At 63.3% G+C, this 24,269-nt stretch carries 22 protein-coding genes and 1 pseudogene; 17 read left to right on the top strand and 6 right to left on the bottom strand.

Going from position 1 to position 24,269, the window contains the following annotated elements:
* The first annotated feature begins 43 nt into the window (after nucleotides 1-43).
* Both AC07T0_RS17550 and AC07T0_RS17545 read left to right on the top strand, forming a co-directional pair.
* Nucleotides 44-1,021 carry a Bug family tripartite tricarboxylate transporter substrate binding protein gene (locus AC07T0_RS17550; protein ID WP_495002401.1) on the top strand — a complete coding sequence of 326 codons (978 nt, stop codon included), beginning with the start codon at nucleotides 44-46 and terminating at the stop codon, nucleotides 1,019-1,021.
* Nucleotides 1,022-1,106: 85 nt separating this feature from the next.
* Nucleotides 1,107-1,275, top strand: a pseudogene (locus AC07T0_RS17545) (tripartite tricarboxylate transporter permease); the annotation flags it as partial.
* Nucleotides 1,276-1,429: 154 nt separating this feature from the next.
* On the opposite strand, the gene ung reads toward AC07T0_RS17545, so the two are convergent.
* A complete protein-coding gene (gene ung, locus AC07T0_RS17540) occupies nucleotides 1,430-2,122 on the bottom strand; it encodes a uracil-DNA glycosylase (protein WP_495002400.1) in 693 nt (230 codons plus the stop codon).
* A gap of 130 nt (nucleotides 2,123-2,252) precedes the next feature.
* On the opposite strand from ung, the gene dspII reads away from it, so the two are divergent.
* Nucleotides 2,253-3,371 carry an enoyl-CoA hydratase/isomerase DspII gene (gene dspII, locus AC07T0_RS17535; protein ID WP_495002399.1) on the top strand — a complete coding sequence of 373 codons (1,119 nt, stop codon included), beginning with the start codon at nucleotides 2,253-2,255 and terminating at the stop codon, nucleotides 3,369-3,371.
* Between the two features lie 22 nt (nucleotides 3,372-3,393).
* Here dspII and AC07T0_RS17530 read toward each other — a convergent pair whose 3' ends face one another.
* The 4 genes from AC07T0_RS17530 to AC07T0_RS17515 all read right to left on the bottom strand — a co-directional run bounded on the left by AC07T0_RS17530 (nucleotide 3,394) and on the right by AC07T0_RS17515 (nucleotide 6,917).
* Nucleotides 3,394-3,714, bottom strand: a complete 321-nt coding sequence (locus AC07T0_RS17530) for a hypothetical protein (protein ID WP_495002398.1) — start codon at nucleotides 3,712-3,714, stop codon at nucleotides 3,394-3,396.
* Between the two features lie 301 nt (nucleotides 3,715-4,015).
* The gene (locus AC07T0_RS17525) at nucleotides 4,016-4,858 is read right to left on the bottom strand and encodes an ATPase (protein ID WP_495002397.1); all 843 of its coding nucleotides are present in this window, start codon (nucleotides 4,856-4,858) and stop codon (nucleotides 4,016-4,018) included.
* Between the two features lie 114 nt (nucleotides 4,859-4,972).
* Nucleotides 4,973-5,971 carry an NAD-dependent epimerase/dehydratase family protein gene (locus AC07T0_RS17520; protein WP_495002396.1) on the bottom strand — a complete coding sequence of 333 codons (999 nt, stop codon included), beginning with the start codon at nucleotides 5,969-5,971 and terminating at the stop codon, nucleotides 4,973-4,975.
* A 52-nt stretch (nucleotides 5,972-6,023) separates the two neighbouring features.
* Nucleotides 6,024-6,917 carry a LysR family transcriptional regulator ArgP gene (locus AC07T0_RS17515; RefSeq protein WP_495002395.1) on the bottom strand — a complete coding sequence of 298 codons (894 nt, stop codon included), beginning with the start codon at nucleotides 6,915-6,917 and terminating at the stop codon, nucleotides 6,024-6,026.
* A gap of 95 nt (nucleotides 6,918-7,012) precedes the next feature.
* Here AC07T0_RS17515 and AC07T0_RS17510 point away from each other — a divergent pair, with 95 nt between their 5' ends.
* The 8 genes from AC07T0_RS17510 (at nucleotide 7,013) to AC07T0_RS17475 (ending at nucleotide 16,420) form a co-directional block, all read left to right on the top strand.
* Complete coding sequence (locus AC07T0_RS17510) at nucleotides 7,013-7,417, top strand: ACT domain-containing protein (RefSeq protein WP_495002394.1); 405 nt, start codon at nucleotides 7,013-7,015, stop codon at nucleotides 7,415-7,417.
* A 2-nt stretch (nucleotides 7,418-7,419) separates the two neighbouring features.
* Nucleotides 7,420-8,022, top strand: a complete 603-nt coding sequence (locus tag AC07T0_RS17505) for a LysE/ArgO family amino acid transporter (protein WP_495002393.1) — start codon at nucleotides 7,420-7,422, stop codon at nucleotides 8,020-8,022.
* A 179-nt stretch (nucleotides 8,023-8,201) separates the two neighbouring features.
* Complete coding sequence (gene sodB, locus AC07T0_RS17500) at nucleotides 8,202-8,798, top strand: superoxide dismutase [Fe] (protein WP_495002392.1); 597 nt, start codon at nucleotides 8,202-8,204, stop codon at nucleotides 8,796-8,798.
* Between the two features lie 286 nt (nucleotides 8,799-9,084).
* Complete coding sequence (locus tag AC07T0_RS17495) at nucleotides 9,085-11,136, top strand: putative bifunctional diguanylate cyclase/phosphodiesterase (protein WP_495002391.1); 2,052 nt, start codon at nucleotides 9,085-9,087, stop codon at nucleotides 11,134-11,136.
* A 172-nt stretch (nucleotides 11,137-11,308) separates the two neighbouring features.
* Complete coding sequence (locus AC07T0_RS17490; RefSeq protein WP_495002390.1) at nucleotides 11,309-12,649, top strand: imelysin family protein; 1,341 nt, start codon at nucleotides 11,309-11,311, stop codon at nucleotides 12,647-12,649.
* A 172-nt stretch (nucleotides 12,650-12,821) separates the two neighbouring features.
* A complete protein-coding gene (locus AC07T0_RS17485; RefSeq protein ID WP_495002389.1) occupies nucleotides 12,822-14,243 on the top strand; it encodes a di-heme oxidoreductase family protein in 1,422 nt (473 codons plus the stop codon).
* Between the two features lie 12 nt (nucleotides 14,244-14,255).
* Nucleotides 14,256-15,320, top strand: coding sequence for an imelysin family protein (locus AC07T0_RS17480; protein ID WP_495002388.1), 1,065 nt, complete (start codon nucleotides 14,256-14,258; stop codon nucleotides 15,318-15,320).
* A 2-nt stretch (nucleotides 15,321-15,322) separates the two neighbouring features.
* Nucleotides 15,323-16,420, top strand: coding sequence for a DUF1513 domain-containing protein (locus AC07T0_RS17475; RefSeq protein WP_495002504.1), 1,098 nt, complete (start codon nucleotides 15,323-15,325; stop codon nucleotides 16,418-16,420).
* A 4-nt stretch (nucleotides 16,421-16,424) separates the two neighbouring features.
* Here AC07T0_RS17475 and AC07T0_RS17470 read toward each other — a convergent pair whose 3' ends face one another.
* Nucleotides 16,425-16,985, bottom strand: coding sequence for a cysteine hydrolase family protein (locus AC07T0_RS17470; protein ID WP_495002387.1), 561 nt, complete (start codon nucleotides 16,983-16,985; stop codon nucleotides 16,425-16,427).
* Nucleotides 16,986-17,106: 121 nt separating this feature from the next.
* On the opposite strand from AC07T0_RS17470, the gene AC07T0_RS17465 reads away from it, so the two are divergent.
* The 6 genes from AC07T0_RS17465 to AC07T0_RS17440 all read left to right on the top strand — a co-directional run bounded on the left by AC07T0_RS17465 (nucleotide 17,107) and on the right by AC07T0_RS17440 (nucleotide 24,177).
* Nucleotides 17,107-19,560, top strand: a complete 2,454-nt coding sequence (locus AC07T0_RS17465) for a penicillin acylase family protein (RefSeq protein ID WP_495002386.1) — start codon at nucleotides 17,107-17,109, stop codon at nucleotides 19,558-19,560.
* Between the two features lie 441 nt (nucleotides 19,561-20,001).
* On the top strand, nucleotides 20,002-20,781 hold the full coding sequence (locus tag AC07T0_RS17460) for a transporter substrate-binding domain-containing protein (protein WP_495002385.1): 780 nt from the start codon (nucleotides 20,002-20,004) through the stop codon (nucleotides 20,779-20,781).
* 58 nt (nucleotides 20,782-20,839) lie between these two features.
* Entirely contained in the window at nucleotides 20,840-21,568 is a 729-nt protein-coding gene (locus tag AC07T0_RS17455; RefSeq protein WP_495002384.1) for an ABC transporter permease, read from the top strand.
* Nucleotides 21,565-22,275 (top strand): ABC transporter permease, encoded by a 711-nt coding sequence (locus AC07T0_RS17450; protein WP_121134229.1) that lies wholly within the window; start codon nucleotides 21,565-21,567, stop codon nucleotides 22,273-22,275. The genes AC07T0_RS17455 and AC07T0_RS17450 overlap by 4 nt, the downstream gene beginning before the upstream one ends.
* Before the next feature lie 11 nt (nucleotides 22,276-22,286).
* The gene (locus tag AC07T0_RS17445) at nucleotides 22,287-23,405 is read left to right on the top strand and encodes a succinylglutamate desuccinylase/aspartoacylase family protein (RefSeq protein ID WP_495002383.1); all 1,119 of its coding nucleotides are present in this window, start codon (nucleotides 22,287-22,289) and stop codon (nucleotides 23,403-23,405) included.
* Nucleotides 23,406-23,412: 7 nt separating this feature from the next.
* Complete coding sequence (locus AC07T0_RS17440; RefSeq protein WP_495002382.1) at nucleotides 23,413-24,177, top strand: ABC transporter ATP-binding protein; 765 nt, start codon at nucleotides 23,413-23,415, stop codon at nucleotides 24,175-24,177.
* Nucleotides 24,178-24,269 lie beyond the last annotated feature (92 nt).

Here is a 24,269-nt window from a genome sequence, read left to right as displayed (position 1 = left end):
ACGTGGTGGCGCCCGCACAAGAACAATAACGGAGTACTCCACCATGCCGCCATTACGCACCTTCGCCCTCGCCGCCGGGTGTTTACTGCTTGCCGGACAGCTCTTCGCCGGCGAACCCGAACACCCCGAATGCATCGCCCCGGCCGCCCCCGGCGGTGGGTTCGACCTGAGCTGCAAGCTGGCGCAAAGCGCGCTCCTCAACGAACAAATCCTCAGCACGCCCATGCGCGTCACCTATATGCCCGGTGGCGTCGGAGCCGTGGCCTACAACGCCGTGATCACCCAGCACCCGGCCGATGCCAACACCCTGGTGGCCTGGTCCAGCGGTTCGCTGCTGAACCTGGCGCAAGGCAAGTTCGGCCGTTTCGATGAAGGCGCCGTGCGCTGGCTGGCCACCGTTGGTACCAGCTACGGCGCCATCGCGGTGAAACGCGACTCACCGTATAAAACCCTCGCCGACCTGGTCAAGGCACTGAAGGCCGACCCGAGCAAGGTGGTCATCGGTTTCAGCGGCACCGTTGGTGGCCAAGACTGGATGCAGGCCGCGCTGATCGCCAAGATTGCCGGGATCAACCCGCGCAACCTGCGTTACGTGGCCCTCGAAGGGGGTGGCGAAATCATCACGGCCTTGCTGGGCGGGCAAACCCAGGTCGGCAGTACCGACACTGCCGACTCCATGCCGTACATCCAGAGCGGCGACATGCGCCTGCTGGCGGTGTTAGCCGAACAACGCCTGGACAAGCCGGAAATGAAGAACATCCCCACCGCCAAGGAGCAAGGCTACGACATCGTCTGGCCGGTGGTGCGCGGCTTCTACCTGGGGCCCAAGGTCAGCGACGAAGACTACGCCTGGTGGAAAGCCGCCTTCGACAAACTCCTGGCCTCGGAAGAGTTCGCCAAGCTGCGCGACCAGCGCGCGCTGTTCCCCTTCGCCATGACCGGCCCCGAGCTCGACACCTACGTGAAGCAGCAGGTCGCCGACTACAAGGTGCTGGCCAAGGAATTCGGCCTGATCCAGTGATCACCTGCGCCTAGCGTTCGTGCCCCTGCAAAGGGGCGCGCCACAGGAGTTCGCCATTGTCTGCCTCGGCGGCATGGCCGGCGAGCGGATGATGTTCAACTGCAAGGAAGCCGCCTCGGTGTTCGTGGTGAACATCCGTTGCGGCCTGCTGGGGTTCATCATGGGCGTGCTGCCGGGTGCCGGGGCGACACTGGCCAGTGCCGTGGCCTATATGACCGAAAAGCGCCTGGCGGGTGCCGGTGGTACGTTCGGCCAAGAATGCTTGAGAACTGACGAACTGTCACTTCTCCCTGTAGGAGCGAGCTTGCTCGCGATGGTGGTCAACGATAACGCGGGTAGTCTGATGCCCCGTGGTGTCTGGTCGTCCATCGCGAGCAAGCTCGCGCCTACAGGGGGTGGCCAAGGCCGTCAGAGCGGCGGCAACGCCCACTGAATCGGCGTCAGGCCATTCTGTTCGAGAAACTTGTTGGTCCGGCTGAAATGCCCACAGCCGATGAAGCCGCGATAGGCCGACAGCGGCGATGGATGCACCGACTTCAACACCAGGTGCTTGGTCGCATCGATCAACTTCTGCTTGCCCTGGGCATGGGCGCCCCACAGCAGGAACACCAGTTTGTCCTGGCGTTCGCTGACCACCTCGATAATCCGATCGGTAAAGAACTGCCAGCCGCGATTGGCGTGTGAGGCGGCAATGCCGCGCTCCACGGTCATGGTGGTGTTGAGCAGCAACACGCCCTGCTCGGCCCAGCTTTGCAGGTAGCCGTGCTGGGGGATGTCGATATTCAGGTCGCGCTGCAACTCTTTGTAGATATTGACCAGCGACGGCGGCGCCGGGACGCCCGGCTGCACCGAAAAACACAGGCCATGGGCCTGGCCGGGACCGTGATAGGGGTCCTGGCCGATGATCACCACCTTCACCTGATCCAGCGGCGTGCTGTTCATGGCATTGAAGATCAACGGGCCCGGCGGGTAGATCTCCTTGCCGGCGGAGCGCTCCTGGCGCAGAAATTCTCGCAACTCGCTCATGTAGGGCTTGTCGAACTCTTCACGTAGCGCCTGCTTCCAGCTGGGCTCGAGTTTGATGCGGTCGTCGTCGGTCATGATCGTGTCCGGAAATAACAATGGGGCGGACACTAGGAAAGCCCATCACGCTTGTCAATTGATCCGCGACAGAACCGGCACTTTCCCACACAAGGATCATACTGTGCATTCAACGAGTAGCGAGGTCACGATGAACCTGCATTTCGAAGAACTCACCGGTATCAACGGTGCCCGCCTGGGTATCGCCACGCTGGATGCCGAACACACCCTCAATGCGCTGTCACTGCCGATGATCCAGGACCTGGACGAACGCCTGGAGACCTGGGCGCGGGATCCGAACATCGCTTGTGTGCTGCTGCGCGGCAACGGTACCAGGGCTTTCTGCGCCGGCGGCGAGGTGCGTAGCCTGGCCCAGGCCTGTCAGGCACATCCGGGCGCGGTACCACCGCTGGCCAGCGTGTTCTTTGCCTCGGAGTACCGCCTCGACTACCGTCTGCACACCTACCCCAAGCCCGTGCTGTGCTGGGCCCATGGCTATGTTCTCGGCGGCGGCATGGGCCTGCTGCAAGGCGCGGCCATTCGCATCGTCACCCCGAGCAGCCGCCTGGCGATGCCGGAGATCGGTATCGGTTTGTACCCGGATGTCGGCGCCAGTTGGTTCCTGTCGCGGCTACCGGGCAAGTTGGGGCTGTTCCTCGGTCTGACCGGCGCGCAGATGAACGCGCGCGACGCCATCGACCTGGGCCTGGCCGACCGGCTACTGGGCGATGAGCAACAGGAAGAACTGATCGAGGGACTGTTGCGACTCAATTGGCAGGAGCAAACGGCGATGCAACTCAACAGCCTGCTCAAAGCGCTGGAGCGTCAGGCCCGCGATCAGCAAGCACAACCGCAAGCGCAATGGCTGCCGCTGCGCGAGCGCATTGATGAGCTGCTGGACGTCAGCGATGTACGCTGTGCCTGGAAGGCCATTGCGCTGTTGACCGAAGACGCCGACAAACGCCTGGCCCGGGCGGCCCGGCAACTCAAGGAAGGCTGTCCGCTGACCGCACACCTGGTCTGGGAACAGATCGCCCGGGCCCGGCACTTGTCACTGGCGCAGGTGTTCCAGATGGAATACACCCTGAGCCTCAACTGCTGCCGTCATCCGGAGTTCAGCGAAGGCGTGCGGGCCCGGCTGATCGACAAGGACGGCGAACCGCGCTGGCATTGGCCGGATATCGCCGCCGTGCCGGACGCGGTGGTCGAGGCGCATTTCCACAAGGCCTGGGAGGGACGCCACCCATTGGCGGACTTGTCAGACTACTGAACGGCGTCTCGAGCGCTCCTGGCTAATCCTCCCGGTCGCCATGACCACGGCCATCGCCGCCACGGTGACCGTGACCGCCGTCGTTGTCGTCACCGCGCCATTGATGCCGATCCCAGCCCCAACCCCGGTGCGGATAAGGGCGGTAGGTCGGTGCCGGGGCGTAATAGCGTGGCGCAGGCACATAGTAGTCACGCCGGTAGTAGGAACCGCCGCCGTAGTAATAGGCCGGTGCCGGGGCGGTGTAGACATCGGAGCGGTAGTAGCTGGCTTCGCCATCGTAGTAGGGCACGCACGCGGACAGCGCCAGGGACAGGCTTGCAGCGAGAAGGGTTCGAGGGTGCATGGCGGCCTCCTGGACCGCTAAAGGGCGCCGGACAGCGACGCTGACCGACGTAGGTTGGCCAATTGCCCGCCTACACCAGATCAGACCGCGAAACCCTCGCTGAGTGCCCAGGCGGCGAAAATTCCGCGCCGCTGCAGTCAGCACCTACACCACAAAACCTGTGCCGAACCGAGACGCCTCATACCACCGAAGATCTATGTGGGAGCGATGCTTGTCGGATCGTCGCACTGCCGCGAAGCTTTTGGTGATCTTATGGACGCCATCGCCGACAAGCCGGCTCCACACAGTTGATTGCGCGCGATCAGGGCTTGGCGCTGATCTGCTCCTGCAGGTTCTGGATCTGGCTCTGCAGGGTGTTGATATTGCGCGTGACCTGCCCACGGAAGGCATCGAACTCCGCCGTGTTGGCACCCGCCTGCCCACCCGCGGCCTGACGGTTGTCCTGCTCACTCTTGAGCACGACCAGCTCTTGCTCGATACGCTCGACCGCGGCGCTGGAGTTGCCCTGCTTTTTCAAGGCCGCGATATCGGCGGCATTGCTCTTCACTTGCGCGTCGAGCTTGCCACCATCACCCTGGGCGCCTTTCAGGCTGGCCAGCTCCGCCGTCAGGCTTTTGACCTGGGCCTGCAACTGGGTGTTGGCGGTCTGCTGCTCCGCCGTCTGCGCGCTCATCTGCTGCAACCGCTGCTCCAGGCCAGTGGCCTGCCCGGCCACGCCCTGTTGCTGGCGGCCCTGCTCGAGCAACTTGCCTTCAAGCTGGCGGATCTGCAATTTCAGCGCTTCGCTGTCACTGTTGACGCTTGACTCGCTGGCGACCACCTTGCCGGAAATCGCCTGCAAGCGCCCCGCCGCTTCCTCGCTGATGCGCGCGAAGCTTTCCTGGGTCGCCACCAGTTGCTGCTCCATCAGGCTGATCTGCTGGAAACTCCACCAGGCCAGGCCGGCGAAGGCAATGAACAAGGCCCCAACCAGCGCCCACAACGGCCCGGTGCTCGGCACCTTGACCTTGAGCCGTGGCGTGGCCGCGACCTGGTTACGCGCGCGCTCACGCACAGGCGCGGTGCCCACATGCTCCTCATGGTCGTCCGCATCGGCGCGCAGGCTGGGCACATCATCGAAATCGTCGTTGGCATCGTTACGCATGAAGGAACCTTTCTGAACCGCAGTGAGAGCGAAATGCAGCGAGTATAACCGCCCAACCCGCCGCTCTGATCGACCCTGAACCCGGAACCGGGTTCAGTCGTGGTAACCGAATATTTAACCGACCGCCGGCTCCTGGGCTTTCCACCAGGCACAAAACTCGTCGAGGGCCGCCCACAGGCTGACCTTGGGGTCGTAACCGAGATAATGCCGTGCGCGGCTGATGTCCAGGGTGAAATCCTTGTTCATCACCTGCATGCCCAGGCGCGACAGGGTCGGCTCCGGGCGTCCCGGCCAGAGGGCACAGGCACTTTCGTTCAAGGCCGCGACGCTGTAGGCCAGGCCGAAGGAGCGGTAGCGGGTCACTGGCGGCACCTGCATCTGACGCATCACGTAGTTCACCACATCCCACAACGGAATGGGGCTGCCGTTGCTGATATTGTAGGCCTTGCCCAGGGCCGAGTCGCCAACCTGCAGGCTGCTCAGCAAGGCTTCGTTGAGGTTGTGCACGCTGGTGAAATCGACCTTGTTCAGGCCATTGCCGACAATCGATAAGCGCCCCTTGCGCTGCATCCTCAGCAGGCGCGGGAAGAGGCTCATGTCGCCGGCGCCGGTGACGAAGCGCGGACGTAGCGCCAGCACTTCAAGCCCGAATTCCTGGGCGCCGAAGACTTTCTGTTCAGCCTGGTACTTGGTGGCCGCGTAAGGGTGCTTGAAACGCTTGGGCACCTGCTCCTCGGTCAAGCCCAGGTGCGAGCGGCCGTCGAAATAGATCGATGGTGACGACAGGTGCACCAGGCGCCGGACCTGCTGCTTGAGACAGGCCTCGACGACATTTTCGGTGACCAGCACATTGCCCAGGTGGAAATCCTGGTAACGCCCCCACAGGCCCACCGCGCCGGCGCAATGCACCACGGCCTCGACATCGCGGCACAGCTCGCGCACCAACCGCGGGTCAGTCAGGTCGCCCTGAACGAACTCGGCGCCACGCCGCACCAGATGTTCGACGCTCTCGGCCCGGCGCCCATTGACCCGCACCTCATGGCCCTGCTCCAGGGCGCAACGGGCAAAGCGCCCGCCGATAAAGCCGCTTGCGCCGGTGACCAGAATTTTCATCGCTTGCTCCACATACCTTGATTCGTCCTACCTGCTACTTGAACGCCGCCGATCACGCCAAAGGCACCAGCCACTGCGCCGCCGAATGCGCCAGTTGTTCGGTCAACTGGCCGAGCAATTGCCCGCCGTTGCGCCAATGATGCCAGTACAACGGCACATCGATGGTTTTATCCGCGATCAATTCCACCAGAGAACCCCGAGCAAGCTGCCCGCGCACCTGCAGTTCAGGCACCAGCCCCCAACCCAGGCCGGCCTCGGTCAGGCGAATGAAACCTTCCGATGACGGGCACAGATGATGTTCGAAACCACCCTCCACGCCCAGTGCCGCGAGGTAACGGTGTTGCAGGAAGTCGTCCGGGCCGAACACCAGCGCCGGTGTCCGGGCCAGCGTTTGCGCGTCGATCCCGTGGGGAAAGTGTCGGGCGATAAACGCCGGGCTGGCCAGCGCCCGATAACGCATCGCCCCCAGCAACATGCTGCGCGCGCCAGCCACCGGGCGTTCGCTGGCGCAGACACAGGCGGCGACCTCGCCGGCGCGCATGCGCTTGAGGCCCACGGTCTGGTCCTCCACCACCAGGTCCAGCAGCAGGTGCTGGCGAGCACAGAAATCCCCCACCGCCTCGCCCCACCACGTTGCCAGGCTATCGGCATTCAGGGCGATGCGCAGGCGTTCCGGCAAGCCCTCCTCATCCAGCGCCGGCACCTGGCTCTGCAGGTCGCGTTCGAGCAGGCGGACCTGCTGCACGTGGTTGAGCAGGCGCCGACCAATCTCGGTCGGGCTCGGTGGCGTGGTCCGCACCAGCACCGGCTGGCCGACCCGGGCTTCGAGCAACTTGATGCGCTGGGAAATCGCCGACTGCGACAACCCCAGTACCTGGGCCGCCCGTTCGAAGCCGGCCTGCTCGACCACGGCCGCCAGGGCGGAGAGCAATTTATAGTCGAACATCAGTTTTCCTAATGAGCGATCAGCATTATTGGTTTTTCTTATACAACATCACCCCGCAGAATGCCCGTATTCACTGATTACCCGAGGACACCGACATGGCCGGAGAAACTTCCCTGAGCGTACTGCTGCGCAGCATGAGCCCCGAACTCCACGAGGGCGACTACGTCTTCTGCTCCCTGACCGATGCGAGCCAGCTCAACGGCCGCGAGCCCATCGGCAGCTTTCGCGAACGCGAAGGCCTGAGCGTGATCCTGCGCCGCGAAGACGCCCAGGCCCTGGACCTGGCGTTCGACTACCTGGCGGCCTGGATCACCCTCGACGTGCACTCGGCCCTGCAAGCGGTCGGCCTCACCGCCGCTTTCGCCGGTGCCCTGGGCCAGGCCGGGATCAGTTGCAACGTGATCGCCGGCTATTATCACGACCACCTGTTCGTCGGCCGCGATGACGCCGAGCGCGCCATGCAAGTGTTGCGGCAACTGGCCGAACACGGGGAGTCGTAGTCATGTGGCAGAGCTATCTGAATGGCATGCTGGTGGCCGCCGGCCTGATCATGGCGATCGGCACGCAGAACGCCTTTGTCCTGGCCCAGAGCCTGCGCCGCGAACACCACCTGCCGGTAGCGGCTTTGTGCGTGCTCTGCGATGCGCTCCTGATGGCGGCGGGGGTCTTCGGTCTGGCCAGCGTCCTGGCGCATAACCCGACACTGCTGGCGTTCGCGCGCTGGGGTGGCGCGGCCTTTCTGCTCTGGTACGGCAGCCTGGCGCTACGCCGGGCCTTTTCCCGCCAGAGCCTGCAACAAGGCGAAGGGCAGACCGCGCGTTCACTGCGCGTGGTGCTGCTCAGCAGCCTGGCAGTCACCCTGCTCAACCCCCACGTATACCTCGACACCGTGCTGCTGATCGGCTCCCTCGGCACCCAGCAGACCGAGCCCGCTGCCTACGTGGTGGGCGCGGCCAGCGCGTCGCTGCTGTGGTTCTTCAGCCTCGCCCTCGGCGCCGCGTGGCTGGCCCCGTGGCTGGCGCGCCCAGCCACCTGGCGTCTGCTCGACCTGCTGGTGGCCGTGATGATGTTCAGCGTCGCCGCCCAGTTGATCGGCGCTGACTGACTTATTCCAAAAGGCTCTGGAACCTCTATTCCACACAGTTGTTGCGTGGTTAAGCCGTCCCCCCGGTGCTATGATCCGAGTCTTGCGCCGCAAAGAGTACAAACTCCCCGGCGCACGCCTGTATGGCCGCCGTGATCGGCCTTGCGCTCACCGCAACTGACCTGATTAGGAGAATCACCATGGCTTTCGAATTGCCTCCGCTGCCTTATGCACATGATGCCCTGCAGCCGCACATCTCCAAGGAAACCCTGGAGTACCACCACGACAAGCACCACAACACCTACGTCGTGAACCTGAACAACCTGGTGCCAGGCACCGAGTTCGAAGGCAAGACCCTGGAAGAAATCGTCAAGTCTTCCTCCGGCGGCATCTTCAACAACGCCGCTCAGGTCTGGAACCACACCTTCTACTGGAACTGCCTGGCGCCAAACGCCGGCGGTCAACCGACCGGCAAGCTGGCTGAAGCCATCAACGCCGCCTTCGGTTCCTTCGACAAGTTCAAGGAAGAGTTCACCAAGACTTCCGTCGGCACCTTCGGTTCCGGTTGGGGCTGGCTGGTGAAAAAGGCTGATGGCTCCCTGGCCCTGGCCAGCACCATCGGTGCCGGTAACCCGCTGACCGGCGGCGACACCCCGCTGCTGACCTGCGACGTCTGGGAACACGCCTACTACATCGACTACCGCAACGTCCGTCCGAAGTATGTCGAGGCGTTCTGGAACCTGGTGAACTGGAAATTCGTCGCCGAGCAGTTCGAAGGCAAAGCCTTCACCGCTTGAGATTGAACCCGCTTCGCAAAAAAACCCGGCCTCGCCGGGTTTTTTTATACCTGCCGCGCCGACAGGAACTAACCTGAATAATCCTGGAAAATGAAGCGCCACCCCTCAAGTAGAGGGCTCGTGCGACCGACACAGTAGCCATGGCCTGAAAGGGTCCGGGATCAACCTGATCGGCCAAGCATGAGCACGGGTTCTCGCCGCTTGCATTGTCCCTTTGACTGACCGGGCCGGATTGCCAATACTCATGGCAACTTGATGCCATCCGAACGGAACAAGGAATAGCCCTTTGAAGCTGGAATTCAAGAACAGCTTGTCGGTGAAGTTGCTCCGGGTCGTACTGCTGTCGGCGCTGATCGTCGGCGTTGTACTGAGTTGTGCGCAGATTGTCTTTGATGCCTACAAGACTCGCCAGGCCGTAGCCGGCGATGCCCAGCGTATTCTCGACATGTTCCGCGACCCCTCGACCCAGGCCGTCTACAGCCTCGACCGCGAGATGGGCATGCAAGTCATCGAGGGCCTGTTCCAGGACGACGCCGTGCGCATGGCCTCCATCGGCCATCCCAACGAGGCCATGCTCGCGGAAAAATCCCGCGACCTGCAAAAAACCGCCAGCCGCTGGCTGACCGACCCTATCCTCGGCCAGGAAAGCACCTTCAGCACGCAACTGGTCGGTCGCGGCCCCTACAGCGAGTATTACGGCGACCTGAGCATCACCCTCGACACGGCCACCTACGGCCAGGGTTTCCTGATCAACTCGGTGATCATCTTCATCTCCGGCGTGCTGCGGGCACTGTTCCTCGGCCTGGTGCTCTACCTGGTCTATCACTGGCTGCTGACCAAACCGCTGTCGCGAATCATCGAGCACCTGAGCAACGTCAATCCGGATCGTCCCAGCGAACACCAGTTGCCCCAGCTCAAGGGCCATGAGAAGAACGAGCTGGGCATCTGGGTCAACACCGCCAACCAGTTGCTGGCGTCCATCGAGCGCAATACCCACCTGCGCCACGAAGCGGAAAACAGCTTGCTGCGCATGGCCCAGTACGACTTCCTCACCGGTCTGCCCAATCGCCAGCAGTTGCAGCAGCAGTTGGACAAGATCCTGGTCGACGCCGGCCGCCTGCAACGCCGGGTGGCGGTACTGTGTGTCGGCCTGGACGACTTCAAGGGCATCAACGAACAGTTCAGTTACCAGGTCGGCGACCAGCTGTTGCTGGCCCTGGCCGACCGCCTGCGCGCCCACAGCGGTCGCCTCGGCGCCCTGGCCCGGCTGGGCGGCGACCAGTTCGCCCTGGTCCAGGCCGATATCGAACAACCCTATGAAGCCGCGGAGTTGGCCCAGAGCATCCTCGACGATCTGGAAGCGGCGTTTGCCCTCGATCACCAGGAAATCCGCCTGCGTGCCACCATCGGCATCACCTTGTTCCCGGAAGACGGCGACAGCACCGAGAAGCTGTTGCAGAAAGCCGAACAGACCATGACCCTGGCCAAGACCCGCTCGCGCAACCGCTACCAGTTCTATATCGCCAGCGTCGACAGCGAAATGCGCCGCCGTCGCGAACTGGAAAAAGACCTGCGCGAAGCCCTCAACCGCAATCAGTTCTACCTGGTCTACCAACCGCAGATCAGCTACCGCGACCACCGGGTGGTGGGCGTCGAGGCGCTGCTGCGCTGGCAACACCCGGAACACGGCCTGGTACCGCCGGACCTGTTCATTCCCCTGGCCGAGCAAAACGGCACCATCATCGCCATCGGCGAGTGGGTACTGGACCAGGCCTGCCGCCAGTTGCGCGAATGGCACGACCAGGGCTTCAGTGACCTGCGCATGGCGGTCAACCTGTCCACCGTACAATTGCACCACGCCGAGCTGCCGCGAGTGGTCAACAACCTCCTGCAGATGTACCGCCTGCCGCCGCGCAGCCTGGAGCTGGAAGTCACCGAAACCGGCCTGATGGAAGACATCAGCACCGCCGCCCAGCACTTGTTGAGCCTGCGCCGCTCCGGCGCGCTGATCGCCATCGATGACTTCGGCACCGGCTACTCTTCGCTGAGCTACCTCAAGAGCCTGCCACTGGACAAGATCAAGATCGACAAGAGCTTCGTCCAGGACCTGCTCGATGACGACGACGATGCGACCATCGTCCGGGCGATCATCCAGTTGGGCAAGAGCCTCGGCATGCAGGTCATCGCCGAAGGCGTGGAAACCGTCGAGCAGGAGGCCTACATCATTTCCGAGGGTTGTCACGAGGGCCAGGGCTACCACTACAGCAAACCCCTGCCAGCCCGCGAGTTGGGCGCCTATCTCAAGCAGGCGCAGCGCAGCAATGCGGCGATCTTGTGAGGCCCGGCGCCAAGCCGCTCGCCGCGACAAAATCCGCCGGGATCGACTATTGATTTAATACCAAATATTTCAATCACTAAGCCCTTTACACCGAATGCAAATCCTTCGCATTATGTGTCGGCTTTGCGGGGCCCTGCGCCCCCATCCACCCTCTCGAAGCAGGATGTTCGCCATGATTCGCATGCCTCTGGCCACCGCCAGTCTGTTGGCTATCGCCATCGCCCTCGCCGGTTGTGGCGACAAGGACAAGGAAAAATCCGCAGCGGCCACCCAGGCCCCAGCTGCCGCGGCCCAGGCAGCCGCCGACGATGCCAGCGCCAAGGTCGACGAAGCCGCCGCCAAAGCCGTGGTCGCCCACTACACCGAGATTGTCTTCGCTGTATTCAGCGATGCCGAATCCACCGCGAAGAACCTGCAGGCCGCTGTCGACGCCTTCCTCGCCAAGCCGAACGAAGAGACCCTCAAGGCCGCCCGCACCGCCTGGATCGCCGCGCGCGTGCCGTACCTGCAAAGCGAAGTGTTCCGCTTCGGCAACACCATCATCGACGACTGGGAAGGTCAAGTGAACGCCTGGCCACTGGACGAAGGCCTGATCGACTACGTCGACGCCTCCTACGAACATGCCCTCGGCAACCCGGCCGCAAGCGCCAACATCATCGCCAACCCGCAAATCCAGATCGGCGAAGACAAGGTCGATGTCAGCGAGATCACCCCGGAAAAACTCGCCAGCCTGAACGAGCTGGGCGGTTCCGAAGCCAATGTCGCCACCGGCTACCATGCCATCGAATTCCTGCTCTGGGGCCAAGACCTGAACGGCACCGGCCCTGGCGCCGGCAACCGTCCGGCCTCGGACTATCTGGAAGGTGCCGGCGCCACCGGCGGTCACAATGACCGTCGGCGCGCCTACCTCAAGGCCGTAACCCAACTGCTGGTCAACGACCTGGAGGAAATGGTCGGTAACTGGAAGCCGGATGTGGCCGACAACTATCGCGCCAGCCTGGAAGCCGAGCCGGCGGAAAGCGGCCTGCGCAAAATGCTCTTCGGCATGGGCAGCCTGTCCCTCGGCGAACTGGCGGGCGAGCGCATGAAAGTTTCGCTGGAAGCCAACTCGCCGGAAGACGAGCAGGATTGCTTCAGCGACAACACCCACAACTCGCACTTCTACGATGCCAAGGGCATTCGCAACGTCTACCTGGGTGAATACACCCGTGTCGACGGCACTCAGCTGAGCGGCCCGAGTCTGTCCGCCCTGGTGGCCAAGGTCGATCCGGCGACCGACGAAGCGCTGAAGAACGACCTGCAAGCCACCGAAACGAAGATCCAGATCATGGTCGACCACGCCAACAAGGGTGAGCACTACGACCAACTGATCGCGGCCGGCAACCAATCCGGTAACAAGATCGTGCGTGACGCCATCTCGGCGCTGGTCAAGCAAACCGGCTCCATCGAGCAGGCGGCGGCCAAGCTCGGCATCAGCGACCTGAACCCGGATAACGCCGATCACGATTTCTGATCGGCCCTTGTCCCCCCTCATGTAGGAGCGAGCTTGCTCGCTCCTACATGAGGGCAAGCCAGCCCCCACAAAGCCGCGCAGTGTCATAAATCAAGTAAATGCTAATCCCTCTTATTCAAATGTATCGAGACTGATAAACTCGCGCCCGGTCTTTCTCACGCCTTGGACACCGATGCCCTCGCCGCCCCTTCGCCTGTCGACACTGCTCCTGGCCCTTGGCCTGACCGCCTGCGACGACGCTCCGCACTTTACCCAGCCCGAACCCGGCGAAGCCCGATCCGGCGGCAGCACCACAGTGGGCAAACAGGATCGCAACGCCTTCTCGCAGCCCTCGGCCAGCCTCTCCCCAGAGCGGCGCCTGGACTTCAGCGTCGGCAACAGTTTCTTCCGCAGTCCCTGGGTCATCGCCCCTTCGACCACCACCGCCCGTGACGGCCTCGGCCCGCTGTTCAATACCAACGCCTGTCAGAACTGCCATATCAAGGACGGGCGCGGCCATCCGCCGGCAGCGGGTGCGGATAACGCGGTGTCGATGCTGGTGCGCCTGTCGATTCCCAACAGCCCGATGTACGCCAAACTGATCGAACGCCAGGGCGTGGTGCCGGAACCGGTCTATGGCGGGCAGTTGCAGGACATGGCCATCCCCGGCGTCGCCCCGGAGGGCAAGGTACGGGTCGACTATGAAGCGGTACCGGTGCGCTTCAAGGACGGCACGGAAATCGAACTGCGCCGCCCGACGCTGCGCATCACCCAGCTGGGCTATGGCCCGATGCACCCGCAGACGCTGTTTTCCGCGCGCATCGCCCCGCCGATGATCGGCCTCGGCCTGCTCGAAGCGATTCCCGAGGAGGCAATCCTGGCCAACGCTCGTTTGCAGCAACGCCTGGGGGTAAATGGACGACCCAACCGGGTCTGGGACGATGCCCAGCGCAAGACCGTACTGGGCCGCTTTGGCTGGAAGGCCGGACAACCGAATATCAATCAACAGAACGTCCACGCGTTTTCCAGCGACATGGGCCTGACCAGCAGCCTGCGGCCCTTCGACGACTGCACCCCGACCCAGACCGACTGCCTGCAAGCGCCCCACGGTGGCGGCGCGGACGGCGAGCCGGAAGTCAGCGACAACATCCTGCGCCTGGTGACTTTCTACACGCGCAACCTCGCGGTGCCAGCGCGGCGCGACGTCGGTTCCGTGCAAGTGCTGGCCGGCAAGAGCCTGTTCTACCAGGTCGGTTGCCAGGCCTGTCATACCCCGCAGTTCACCACCTCGGCCACGGCCGCCGAACCCGAGCTGGCCAACCAGTTGATCCGGCCCTACAGCGACCTGCTGCTGCATGACATGGGCCCCGGCCTCGCCGACCAACGCAGCGAGTTCCTGGCCGACGGCAATGACTGGCGCACCCCGCCGCTGTGGGGCATCGGCCTGACGCAAACCGTCAGCGGCCACACCCAGTTGCTGCATGACGGCCGCGCCCGCAACCTGCTCGAAGCCATACTCTGGCATGGCGGCGAGGCCTTGCCGGCGCAGCAGCAGGTGCTGTCTTTCAATGCCGAACAACGCGCTGCGTTACTGGCCTTCCTGAATTCTTTATAAGAGGAGACGGGCATGTTCCGCCCCAAACTATTGTTCACCAGCCTGGCCGCGCTCGCCCTCGGCGCCTGCTCGCCCCAGGACCCGCAAGCAGTGACCTCGGCCGCGATCGCCCAGCAGGTGATCCTGCCAACCTACAGCCGCTGGGTCGACGCCGACCGCCAGCTGGCGATCAGCGCCCTGGCCTTCTGCGAAGGCCAGGAGAGTCTGGAAACCGCCCGCGCCGACTTCCTTCACGCGCAGAACGCCTGGGCCGAATTGCAGCCGCTATTGATCGGGCCATTGGCCGAAGGCAATCGTTCCTGGCAGGTGCAGTTCTGGCCGGACAAGAAAAATCTGGTGGGTCGTCAGGTCGAGCAACTGGTCACGGCCCAGCCGCAGATCGATGCCGACGCCCTGGCCAAGTCCAGTGTCGTGGTCCAGGGCCTCTCGGCCTACGAATACATCCTCTACGACAGCAAGATCGACCTCGCCGACAGCGCCCGGAAAGCCCGCTATTGCCCACTGCTGAGCGCCATCGGCAAACGCCAGAAAGTCCTCGCCGAAGAGATCCTCTCGCGTTGGGAAACCAGCGACGGCATGCTCGCGCAGATGAGCAAGTTCCCCAACCCGCGCTACGCCGACGCCCACGAAGCCATCGCCGATCTGCTGCGGGTCCAGGTCACCGCCCTGGACACCCTGAAGAAAAAACTCGGCACGCCCATGGGCCGCCAGACCAAGGGCATCCCCCAACCGTTCCAGGCCGATGCCTGGCGCAGCCAGTCGTCCCTGCAAGGCATGCGCGCCAGCCTGACCGCCGCCCGGACCGTCTGGGTCGGTGTCGACAACAAGGGCCTGCGCAACCTGCTGCCGGCACAACAGAAACCCTTGGTGGACAAGATCGACGCCGCCTACGCGGCGTCCCTGAAGCTGTTCGACAGCACCCAGCGTTCGCTGACCGACCTGCTCGGCGATGACGCCGGGCGCCAGCAACTCAACGACCTCTATGACAGCCTCAATGTCATCCACCGCCTGCACGAAGGCGAACTGGCCAAGGCGCTGGGCATCCAACTGGGCTTCAACGCCAACGACGGGGACTGATGATGTTGCGACGCCAGGCCCTGACCCTCGGCAGCCTGCTGCTCAGCGCCTTGACGCTGGGCGGCTGGAGCCTGTTCCGGCAAAAAGGCCAAGGCCCGCTGCTGCTCTCCGCCCGTGACGACGCTGACGGCAAACACTATGCCGTGGGCTATCGGCTGGACGGCACCGAGGTTTTCGCCACTCAGGTCGGCCAGCGTTGCCACGACATCATCAACCACCCGTCCCAGCCCCTGGCGCTGTTCGTCGCGCGACGTCCGGGCACCGAAAGTTACCTGGTCGACCTGCGTGACGGCCGCCTGCGGCAGACCATTGCCTCGCAACCGCACCGGCATTTCTATGGCCATGCGGTGATCCACAAGAGCGGCGACTGGCTGTACGCCACCGAGAACGACACCAGCGATCCGGGCCGTGGCCTGTTGGGTGTGTATCGTTTCGAAGGTGAGCGATGGGTCCATGCCGGCGAGACTTCGACCCATGGCATCGGCCCGCACCAGGTGTCGTGGATGCCCGATGGCGAGACCCTGGTCGTCGCCAACGGCGGCATTCGCACCGAAGCCGAAAGCCGGGTGGAAATGAACCTCGACGCGATGGAGCCGAGCCTGGTACTGATGCGGCGCGACGGCACCCTGCTGAGCAAGGAAACCCTGTCCCAGCCAATGAACAGCGTGCGCCACCTGGGCGTGGCCAGCGACGGCACCATCGTCGCCGGCCAGCAATTCATGGGCGCGTCCCACGAGTCGGCCGAGTTGCTGGCGATCAAGCGTCCCGGTCAACCCTTTGTCGCCTTCCCGGTGGCCGAGCCGCAATTGCAGGCCATGGCGCATTACACCGCCAGCGTCGCGCTGCACAGCGAATTGCGCCTGGTGGCGTTGACCGCGCCACGGGGTAACCGTTTCTTTATCTGGGACCTGGACAGCGGCGCCGTGCGCCTGGATGCGCCATTACCGGACTGCGCGGGTGTCGGCGCGGTGGCGGATGGCTTCGTCGTCACTTCCGGCCAGGGCCGCTGCCGTTTCTACGATTGCCGCCAGAAGGAACTGACAGCCCAACCGCTGGAACTGCCGGCGGGGCTGTGGGACAACCATCTGCATCTGGTCTGATGGATCACACCCCAAGCAGCAAACGGCTGGACACCACCGTCGCATACTCGCCATGCAAATTGCCCAGGGACATGGCATGGACCTCCTGGGCACTGTGCGGCGCACCGAAATAATCCGTCTTGTCGAAGGTGTAGCAAGCGTCTTCCACCACCCAGGTGTCAAACCCGAGGTTGCCGGCTGTACGCGCGGTCGCCTCCACGGAGTTATGGGTTGCCACACCGACGATCACCAACTGTTCAATCCCCTCCTGGCGCAGCCAATCTGCCAAACCGGTCGCACAAAACGCATCCGGCACCCGCTTCTGCACCAGCCGTTCGCCCTCCCCCGGCCTAAAGCGCGGTTGGAACTCGACTCCGGACTGCCCGGGCCAGAATACCGACTCCGGTGAATGCGACAGATGCTGGACATGCACCACCGGCCGCGCACTCTCACGCCAGTGCTGCAACAACTCAAGCATCCGCGCCTCGGCCTCGGGATTGTTGCGTGGCCCCAGCCTGGGATGGAGGATGCCCTGCTGCTGGTCGATCAGGATCAACGCCGCGTTTACCTGGATATCCCTGTTCATTGCTTTTTCCTTCCGATTTATCGCTCAAAACTCGAAATAAGCCCGCCCGCCGTCTTGCGCGCCTTCCTCCTGCTCACTAACGTAGCGCCTTTACTGACGCTACCCCCGCAGGAGCTTTGCCATGGCCTCGCCAGCCTCTTCCTTCTCTCTCAAGCAATGTGGCGTTGCCGCCGCCATGGCGGGCCTGCTCGGCCTGACGGGTTGCCAGACCTGGAACGCCCAGGACAGCCTGCCACCGACCGCCGGCGTCCAGCCGCTCAAGGGCCTGGCACAGAACGTCTCGGTGCGCCGCAACAGCCTCGGCATGCCGCTGATCGAAAGCAACACCTTTCACGACGCGCTGTTCACCCTCGGTTACGTCCACGCCAGCGACCGCATCACCCAGATGGTCACCCTGCGCCTGCTCGCCCAGGGCCGACTGGCCGAAATCAACGGCCCCGACGCCCTCGACAGCGACCGCTTCATGCGCGCCGTCAACCTGAAGAAAAGCGCCGGCGAGTTGTACAACGCCGCGTCGCCACGGCTCAAGCGCTTCTTCGAAGTCTACGCGCGTGGTGTCAACGCCTACCTGTTCCGCTACCGCGACAAGCTGCCGCCGGACCTGGTCAGCAGCGGCTACAGCCCGGAATACTGGAAACCGGAAGATTCGGCGCTGATCTTCTGCCTGCTCAACTTCAACCTGTCGGCCAACTTGCAGCAAGAGATTGCCAGCCTGGTCCTGGCGCAGAAAGTCGGCGTCGACAAACTCGCCTGGCTGACCCCGGCCGCCCCGGACGAACCGCTGCCCCTGGCCGAAGCCGAGAAACTCAAGGGCATCGCCCTGAGCCAGGTTTCGGGCCTGGGTGCGCTGAACAAGGCCGCCGAGCAAGTGGCGGCACTGAATATCCTCGGCGCCGGCACCTCGACCAACTGGGCCATTGGCCCGCAGCGCAGCCGCAGCGGCAAGAGCTTGCTGGCCGCCGACCTGCAACAGCCAACCAGCGCCCCCGCGGCCTGGAACTACGTGCAGATCCACGCGCCGAAGTACCAGGCCGCCGGGACCTCGATCGCCGGCCTGCCGATGCTGCTGTCCGGCTTCAACGGCAAGGTGGCCTGGAGCATGGCCGCCGTACCGGGGGACAACCAGGATCTGTTCCTGGAAAAACTCAAGCGCCAGGGCAATGCGCTCTATTACGAAGCCGACGGCAAATGGCTGCCAGTGATCGTGCGCAACGAAACCTACTTCATCAAAGGCCAGCGTTCGATCCGCGAGACGGTGTTCGAAACCCGCCATGGCCCGCTGCTTAACAGTGCACTGGACAACACCCCCTTGACCGGCGGCTACGGCCTGGCCCTGCAGAGCTCATCGTTCAAGGACGACAAGAGCCTGGATGCGTTCTTCGACCTGTCCCGCGCCCAGAGCGCCGAGAGGGCCTCGGATGCCAGCCGGGAAATCCGCGCCATCGCCCTGAACATGGTCTTCGCCGATGCCAGCCATATCGGCTGGCAGGTCACCGGACGCTTCCCCAACCGCCGCGAAGGCGAAGGCCTGCTGCCATCGCCGGGCTGGGACAGCCGCTTCGACTGGGACGGCTACGCCGACGCGATGCTCCACCCGTATGACCAGGACCCGGGCCAGGGTTGGCTGGGCACCGCCAACCAGCGCAGCGCGGCGCGCGGCTACGGCATGCAGCTGTCCAACGCCTGGTACTACCCGGAACGCGGCGAACGCCTGGCGGAACTGGCCGCGGCCGGCAAGCAGGACAGCCGCAGCACCATCGCCATGCAGTACGACCAGAGCACCACATTCGCCAACAAGCTGAAGAAAATGTTCCAGGCGCCGGGCATGGCCACGCCGCTCAAGCAGGCCATCGAGGCCCTGCCGGAAGCCGAACGCAGCAAGGCCCGCGAGGCCCTGAGCCGGTTGCTGGCGTTCGACGGCAAGCTCAGCGCGACGTCGGCCGATGCCGCGCTGTATGAGCTGTTCCTGCAGGAAAGCATGAAGCAGATCTTCCTCGACAAGCTCGGCCCGGAGAACGGTCCGGTGTGGCAAGCCTTTGTCGCCAACGGCAAGCTGTCCTACTCGGCCCAGGCCGATCACTTGCTGGGGCGCGAGGACAGCCCATTCTGGGACGACAGCCGCACACCTCAGAAAGAAGACAAGCCGGCGATCCTGGCCCGCAGCCTGGCCGCGGCGATCAGCGCCGGTGACAGCCTGCTGGGCAGCGATCACAAAGCCTGGCAATGGGGCACGCTGCACCGTTATAGCTGGAAAAACGCCGCCGGCCAGGTCATCCGCGGACCGATCCAGGCTGGCGGCGACCACACTACTCTGAACACCTCGGCCTACGCCTGGGGCAGCGCGAATTTCGACGTCATCCAGGTGCCGGGCGTGCGCATGATCATCGACTTTGGCCAGATCGAACCGATGAGCGGCCAGCAGAGCCCCGGACAGTCCGGCAACCCGGCCAGCCCGAGCTATGCCAGCGGTGTCGATGGCTGGTTGAAGGCCCAGTACGTCAGCTTCCCGATGCAGCAACAGAACTTCGACAAGGCCTACGGCACCACGCGATTGACCCTGGTGCCCGGCAAATAACCCCATTGGAGCCGGCTTGCCGGCGATCGCGATCTGACAGTCGGCATCCCTGTCGCTAGATAAATCGCCATCGCTGGCAAGCCTGCTTGCACAGAGTCCTGGCGCGACGATAGGGCATGGTGAAACACCGGCTGGCGATGGCACCATTCGCCACACCGCCTCATCGCTGACAAGCCAGCGCCCACAGGTTTCCGCATCTGTGTTACCCCTTCAGCCTGTAATTGCACCCTTTTCTCACCTACGAGCGCACCAATATTGTGCATTTATTTTTCAATGCCCAATTTCGGGCATCATTAGCTGGCTCGTAGCCATATTCCTGCCTTTTAAAACACTTGTTCGTGACTCTGGTTCGGAAATTGCTACTTTTATCAGGTCATACGCGTTCCAGTAACAGTACTCAGTGCGCCACAAGCGCTCATATTGGTTTTTAGGGAATAAATAATGAAAAAAGCATTGCTGACCCTTTCTGCACTGGCTCTCTGCATGGCCGCCGGTTCCGCTATGGCCAAGGAATACAAGGAACTGCGCTTCGGCGTCGATCCTTCCTACGCGCCATTCGAATCCAAGGCCGCAGACGGCAGCCTGGTCGGCTTCGACATTGATCTGGGCAACGCCATCTGTGCCGAGCTGAAGGTCAAGTGCAAATGGGTCGAAAGTGACTTCGACGGCATGATTCCAGGCCTCAACGCCAACAAGTTCGACGGCGTGATTTCGTCGATGACCGTGACCGAAGCCCGCCAGAAGGCCATCGACTTCTCCAGCGAGCTGTTCTCCGGCCCGACGTCCCTGGTGTTCAAAAAGGGTGCAAACTTCTCCACGCCTGAGTCCCTCAAGGGCAAAACCGTGGGCTACGAGCAAGGCACCATCCAGGAAGCCTACGCCAAGGCCGTACTGGACAAGGCGGGTGTAACCACCAAGGCCTACGCCAACCAGGACCAGGTGTACGCTGACCTGACCTCCGGCCGCCTCGACGCCTCGGTGCAGGATATGCTGCAAGCCGAGCTGGGCTTCCTGAAGTCGCCAGCGGGCGCCGGCTACGAAGTCAGCAAGCCGATCAACGATCCGCTGCTGCCGGCTAAAACCGCGGTGGGTATCAAACAAGGTAACAAAGAGCTGAAAGCCCTGTTGGATAAAGGTATCGCAGCGTTACACAAAGATGGCAAGTACACTGAAATCCAGAAAAAACACTTTGGTGATCTGAACCTGTACAGCGGGAAGTGATCCCTTGGCGCCCCTCGTCCGAGGGGCGCCTTTTCGACTGCCAAAGGTCTGATTTTTCATGTTCGACAACCTCCTGCAAATTCTGGGGCTCTCGGCCTTCAGCCTGAAGGGCTTTGGCCCGATCCTGCTGCAAGGCACCTGGATGACCGTCCAGCTCTCCATCCTCTCGCTGCTGGTCAGCGTGTTACTGGGCCTGCTCGGCGCCAGCGCCAAATTATCCAGCATCAGCCTGTTGCGCATTCCGGCCCAGCTCTACACCACGCTGATTCGCGGGGTCCCCGACCTGGTGCTGATGTTGCTGATTTTCTACAGTCTGCAAACCTGGCTCTCGACCCTGACCGACGCCATGGATTGGGACTACATCGAGATTGACCCGTTTGCCGCCGGGGTCATCACCCTGGGCTTTATCTACGGTGCCTATTTCACCGAAACCTTCCGTGGTGCGATTCTCGCCGTGCCGCGCGGACAGCTCGAAGCCGCCACCGCCTATGGCCTGACCCGGGCCCAGCGGTTCCGCTTCGTGACCTTTCCACAAATGATGCGCTTCGCCCTGCCGGGGATCGGCAACAACTGGATGGTGATCCTCAAGGCCACCGCACTGGTCTCGATCATCGGCCTGGCCGACCTGGTCAAGGCTGCTCAGGACGCGGGCAAGAGCACTTATCAACTGTTCTACTTCCTGGTACTCGCCGCCTTGATCTACCTGCTCATTACCAGCGCTTCGAACTATGTCCTGCGCTGGCTGGAACGCCGCTATGCCGCGGGCGCCCGGGAGGCCGTGCGATGATCGAACTCCTGCAGCAATACTGGCGGCCGTTCCTCTACAGCGACGGCCAGCACATCACCGGCCTGGCCATGACCCTGTGGCTGCTCAGCGCCTCGATCTTCATCGGTTTCCTGGTGTCGATCCCGCTGTCCATCGCCCGGGTTTCGCCCAAGCGCCGTATCCGCTGGCCGGTGGAGTTCTACACCTACCTGTTTCGCGGCACGCCGCTGTATATCCAACTGCTGATCTGCTACACCGGGATCTACAGCCTGGAAGCGGTGCGCGAACAACCGTTGCTGAACTCGTTCTTCCGCGATGCGATGAACTGCACCATCCTGGCCTTCGCCCTGAACACCTGCGCCTACACCACGGAGATCTTCTCCGGGGCAATCCGCAGCATGAACCACGGTGAAGTCGAGGCGGCCAAGGCCTATGGCCTGAGCGGCTGGAAACTCTACGCCTATGTGATCATGCCCTCGGCCCTGCGCCGCTCGTTGCCCTATTACAGCAACGAAGTGATCCTGATGCTGCACTCCACCACCGTGGCGTTCACCGCGACCATCCCGGACATCCTGAAAATCGCCCGGGACGCCAACTCGGCGACCTACATGACCTTCCAGTCGTTCGGTATCGCCGCGATCATCTACCTGACGATCACCTTCACCCTGGTCGGTCTGTTCCGTCTGGCCGAGCGCCGCTGGCTGGCCTTTCTTGGCCCGGCACACTAGGACTCCAGAGCATGCGTCATCTGACTCACGAGCTGCTGGCTCCCCTGCCGGGTACCGCCCGGCAGATCCACAGCTTTCATTTCGGGCCGGAACAGGCCACGGGGAAGATCTACATCCAGTCGTCCCTGCACGCCGACGAACTGCCCGGCATGCTGGTGGCCTGGCACCTCAAGCAGCGCCTGGCCGAGCTGGAACAGGTCGGCGCCCTGCGCTACGAAATCGTGCTGGTGCCAGTGGCCAACCCAATCGGCCTGGAACAGGTGCTGATGGACGTGCCGCTGGGTCGCTACGAGCTGGAAAGCGGGCAGAACTTCAATCGCTGGTTCATCGACCTCAGCGACGAGATCGGCCAGCAGATCGAAGACCAGCTCACGGACGATCCGGTGCACAACCTGCAGTTGATCCGCGCTCACCTCAAGGCCGCCCTGGCGGCGGAGGTGCCCGCGACCCAGTTGCAATCCCAGCGCCTGACCTTGCAACGACTGGCTTGCGACGCGGACATGGTGCTGGACCTGCACTGCGACTTCGAAGCCGTGGCCCATCTGTACACCACGCCCGAAGCCTGGCCGCAGGTTGAACCGCTGGCCCGCTATATCGGTTCGCAAGCCAGCCTGTTGGCCACCGACTCCGGCGGCCAGTCGTTCGACGAATGCTTCACCCTGCTCTGGTGGGACCTGCGCCAGCGCTTTGGCGAGCGTTTCGCGATTCCCCAGGGCAGTTTCTCGGTGACCGTGGAGCTGCGCGGCCAGGGCGATGTGAATCACCCGCAAGCGCGTCTCGACTGCCAGGCGATCCTCGACTACCTGACGCACTTCGGCGCCATCGTCGGCGAGTCCGCGCCCTTGCCGGAGCTGCCGTACCCGGCAACGCCGCTGGCCGCTGTCGAACCGGTGAGCACGCCGGTGGGTGGCCTGCTGGTGTTCTGCGCGGTGCCGGGGCAATACCTGGAAGCCGGGCAACTGATCGCCGAGATCATCGACCCGCTCAGCGACAGCGTCACCCCTATTCATTGCAATGCGGCGGGCCTGCTCTACGCCCGTTCGTTGCGCCGCATGGCCACCGCCGGCATGGTGATTGCCCATGTCGCCGGCCGCGAAGCCTATCGCAGCGGCTATCTACTTTCTCCTTGAGGTGCCCATGTACAAACTGACCATTGAAGGCCTGCACAAGAGCTATGGCGAACACCAGGTGCTCAAGGGCGTCTCGCTCAAGGCCAAGACTGGCGATGTGATCAGCCTGATCGGCGCCAGCGGCTCGGGCAAGAGTACCTTCCTGCGCTGCATCAACTTCCTCGAAACGCCCAATGACGGTGCCATGAGCCTCGACGGCCAGGCGATCCGCATGGTCAGCGACAAGCACGGCATGCGCGTCGCCGACGACGCCGAATTGCAGCGTCTGCGCACCCGCCTGGCCATGGTGTTCCAACACTTCAACCTGTGGAGCCACATGAGCGTGCTGGAAAACATCACCATGGCCCCGCGGCGGGTACTGGGGGTGAGCAAGAAAGACGCCGAGGAGCGTGCCCACCGTTACCTGGAAAAAGTCGGCCTGCCGGCCCGGGTGGCCAGTCAGTATCCGGCGTTTCTGTCCGGCGGCCAGCAGCAGCGCGTGGCGATTGCCCGGGCGCTGGCGATGGAACCGGAAGTGATGCTGTTCGACGAACCGACCTCGGCACTGGACCCGGAACTGGTGGGTGAAGTGCTCAAGGTGATCCAGGGGCTGGCCGAAGAAGGCCGGACCATGATCATGGTGACCCACGAGATGAGCTTCGCGCGCAAGGTCTCCAGCCAGGTGCTGTTCCTGCACCAGGGGTTGGTGGAAGAACAAGGCGCGCCGGACGATGTGTTGGGCAATCCGCAGAGCGAGCGGCTGCGTCAGTTCCTCAGCGGTAACCTCAAGTAAGTAAAACCGGCCTCGCGGGGACTGCTTTTGTGGGAGCGGAGCTTGCCCGCGAAGGCGTCCTTGAAATCGCTAAAAGCTTCGCGGGCAAGCTC

This window comes from Pseudomonas sp. GW821-FHT04D07, assembly GCF_059420225.1.
This window is presented reverse-complemented; position numbering and strand designations above follow the sequence as displayed.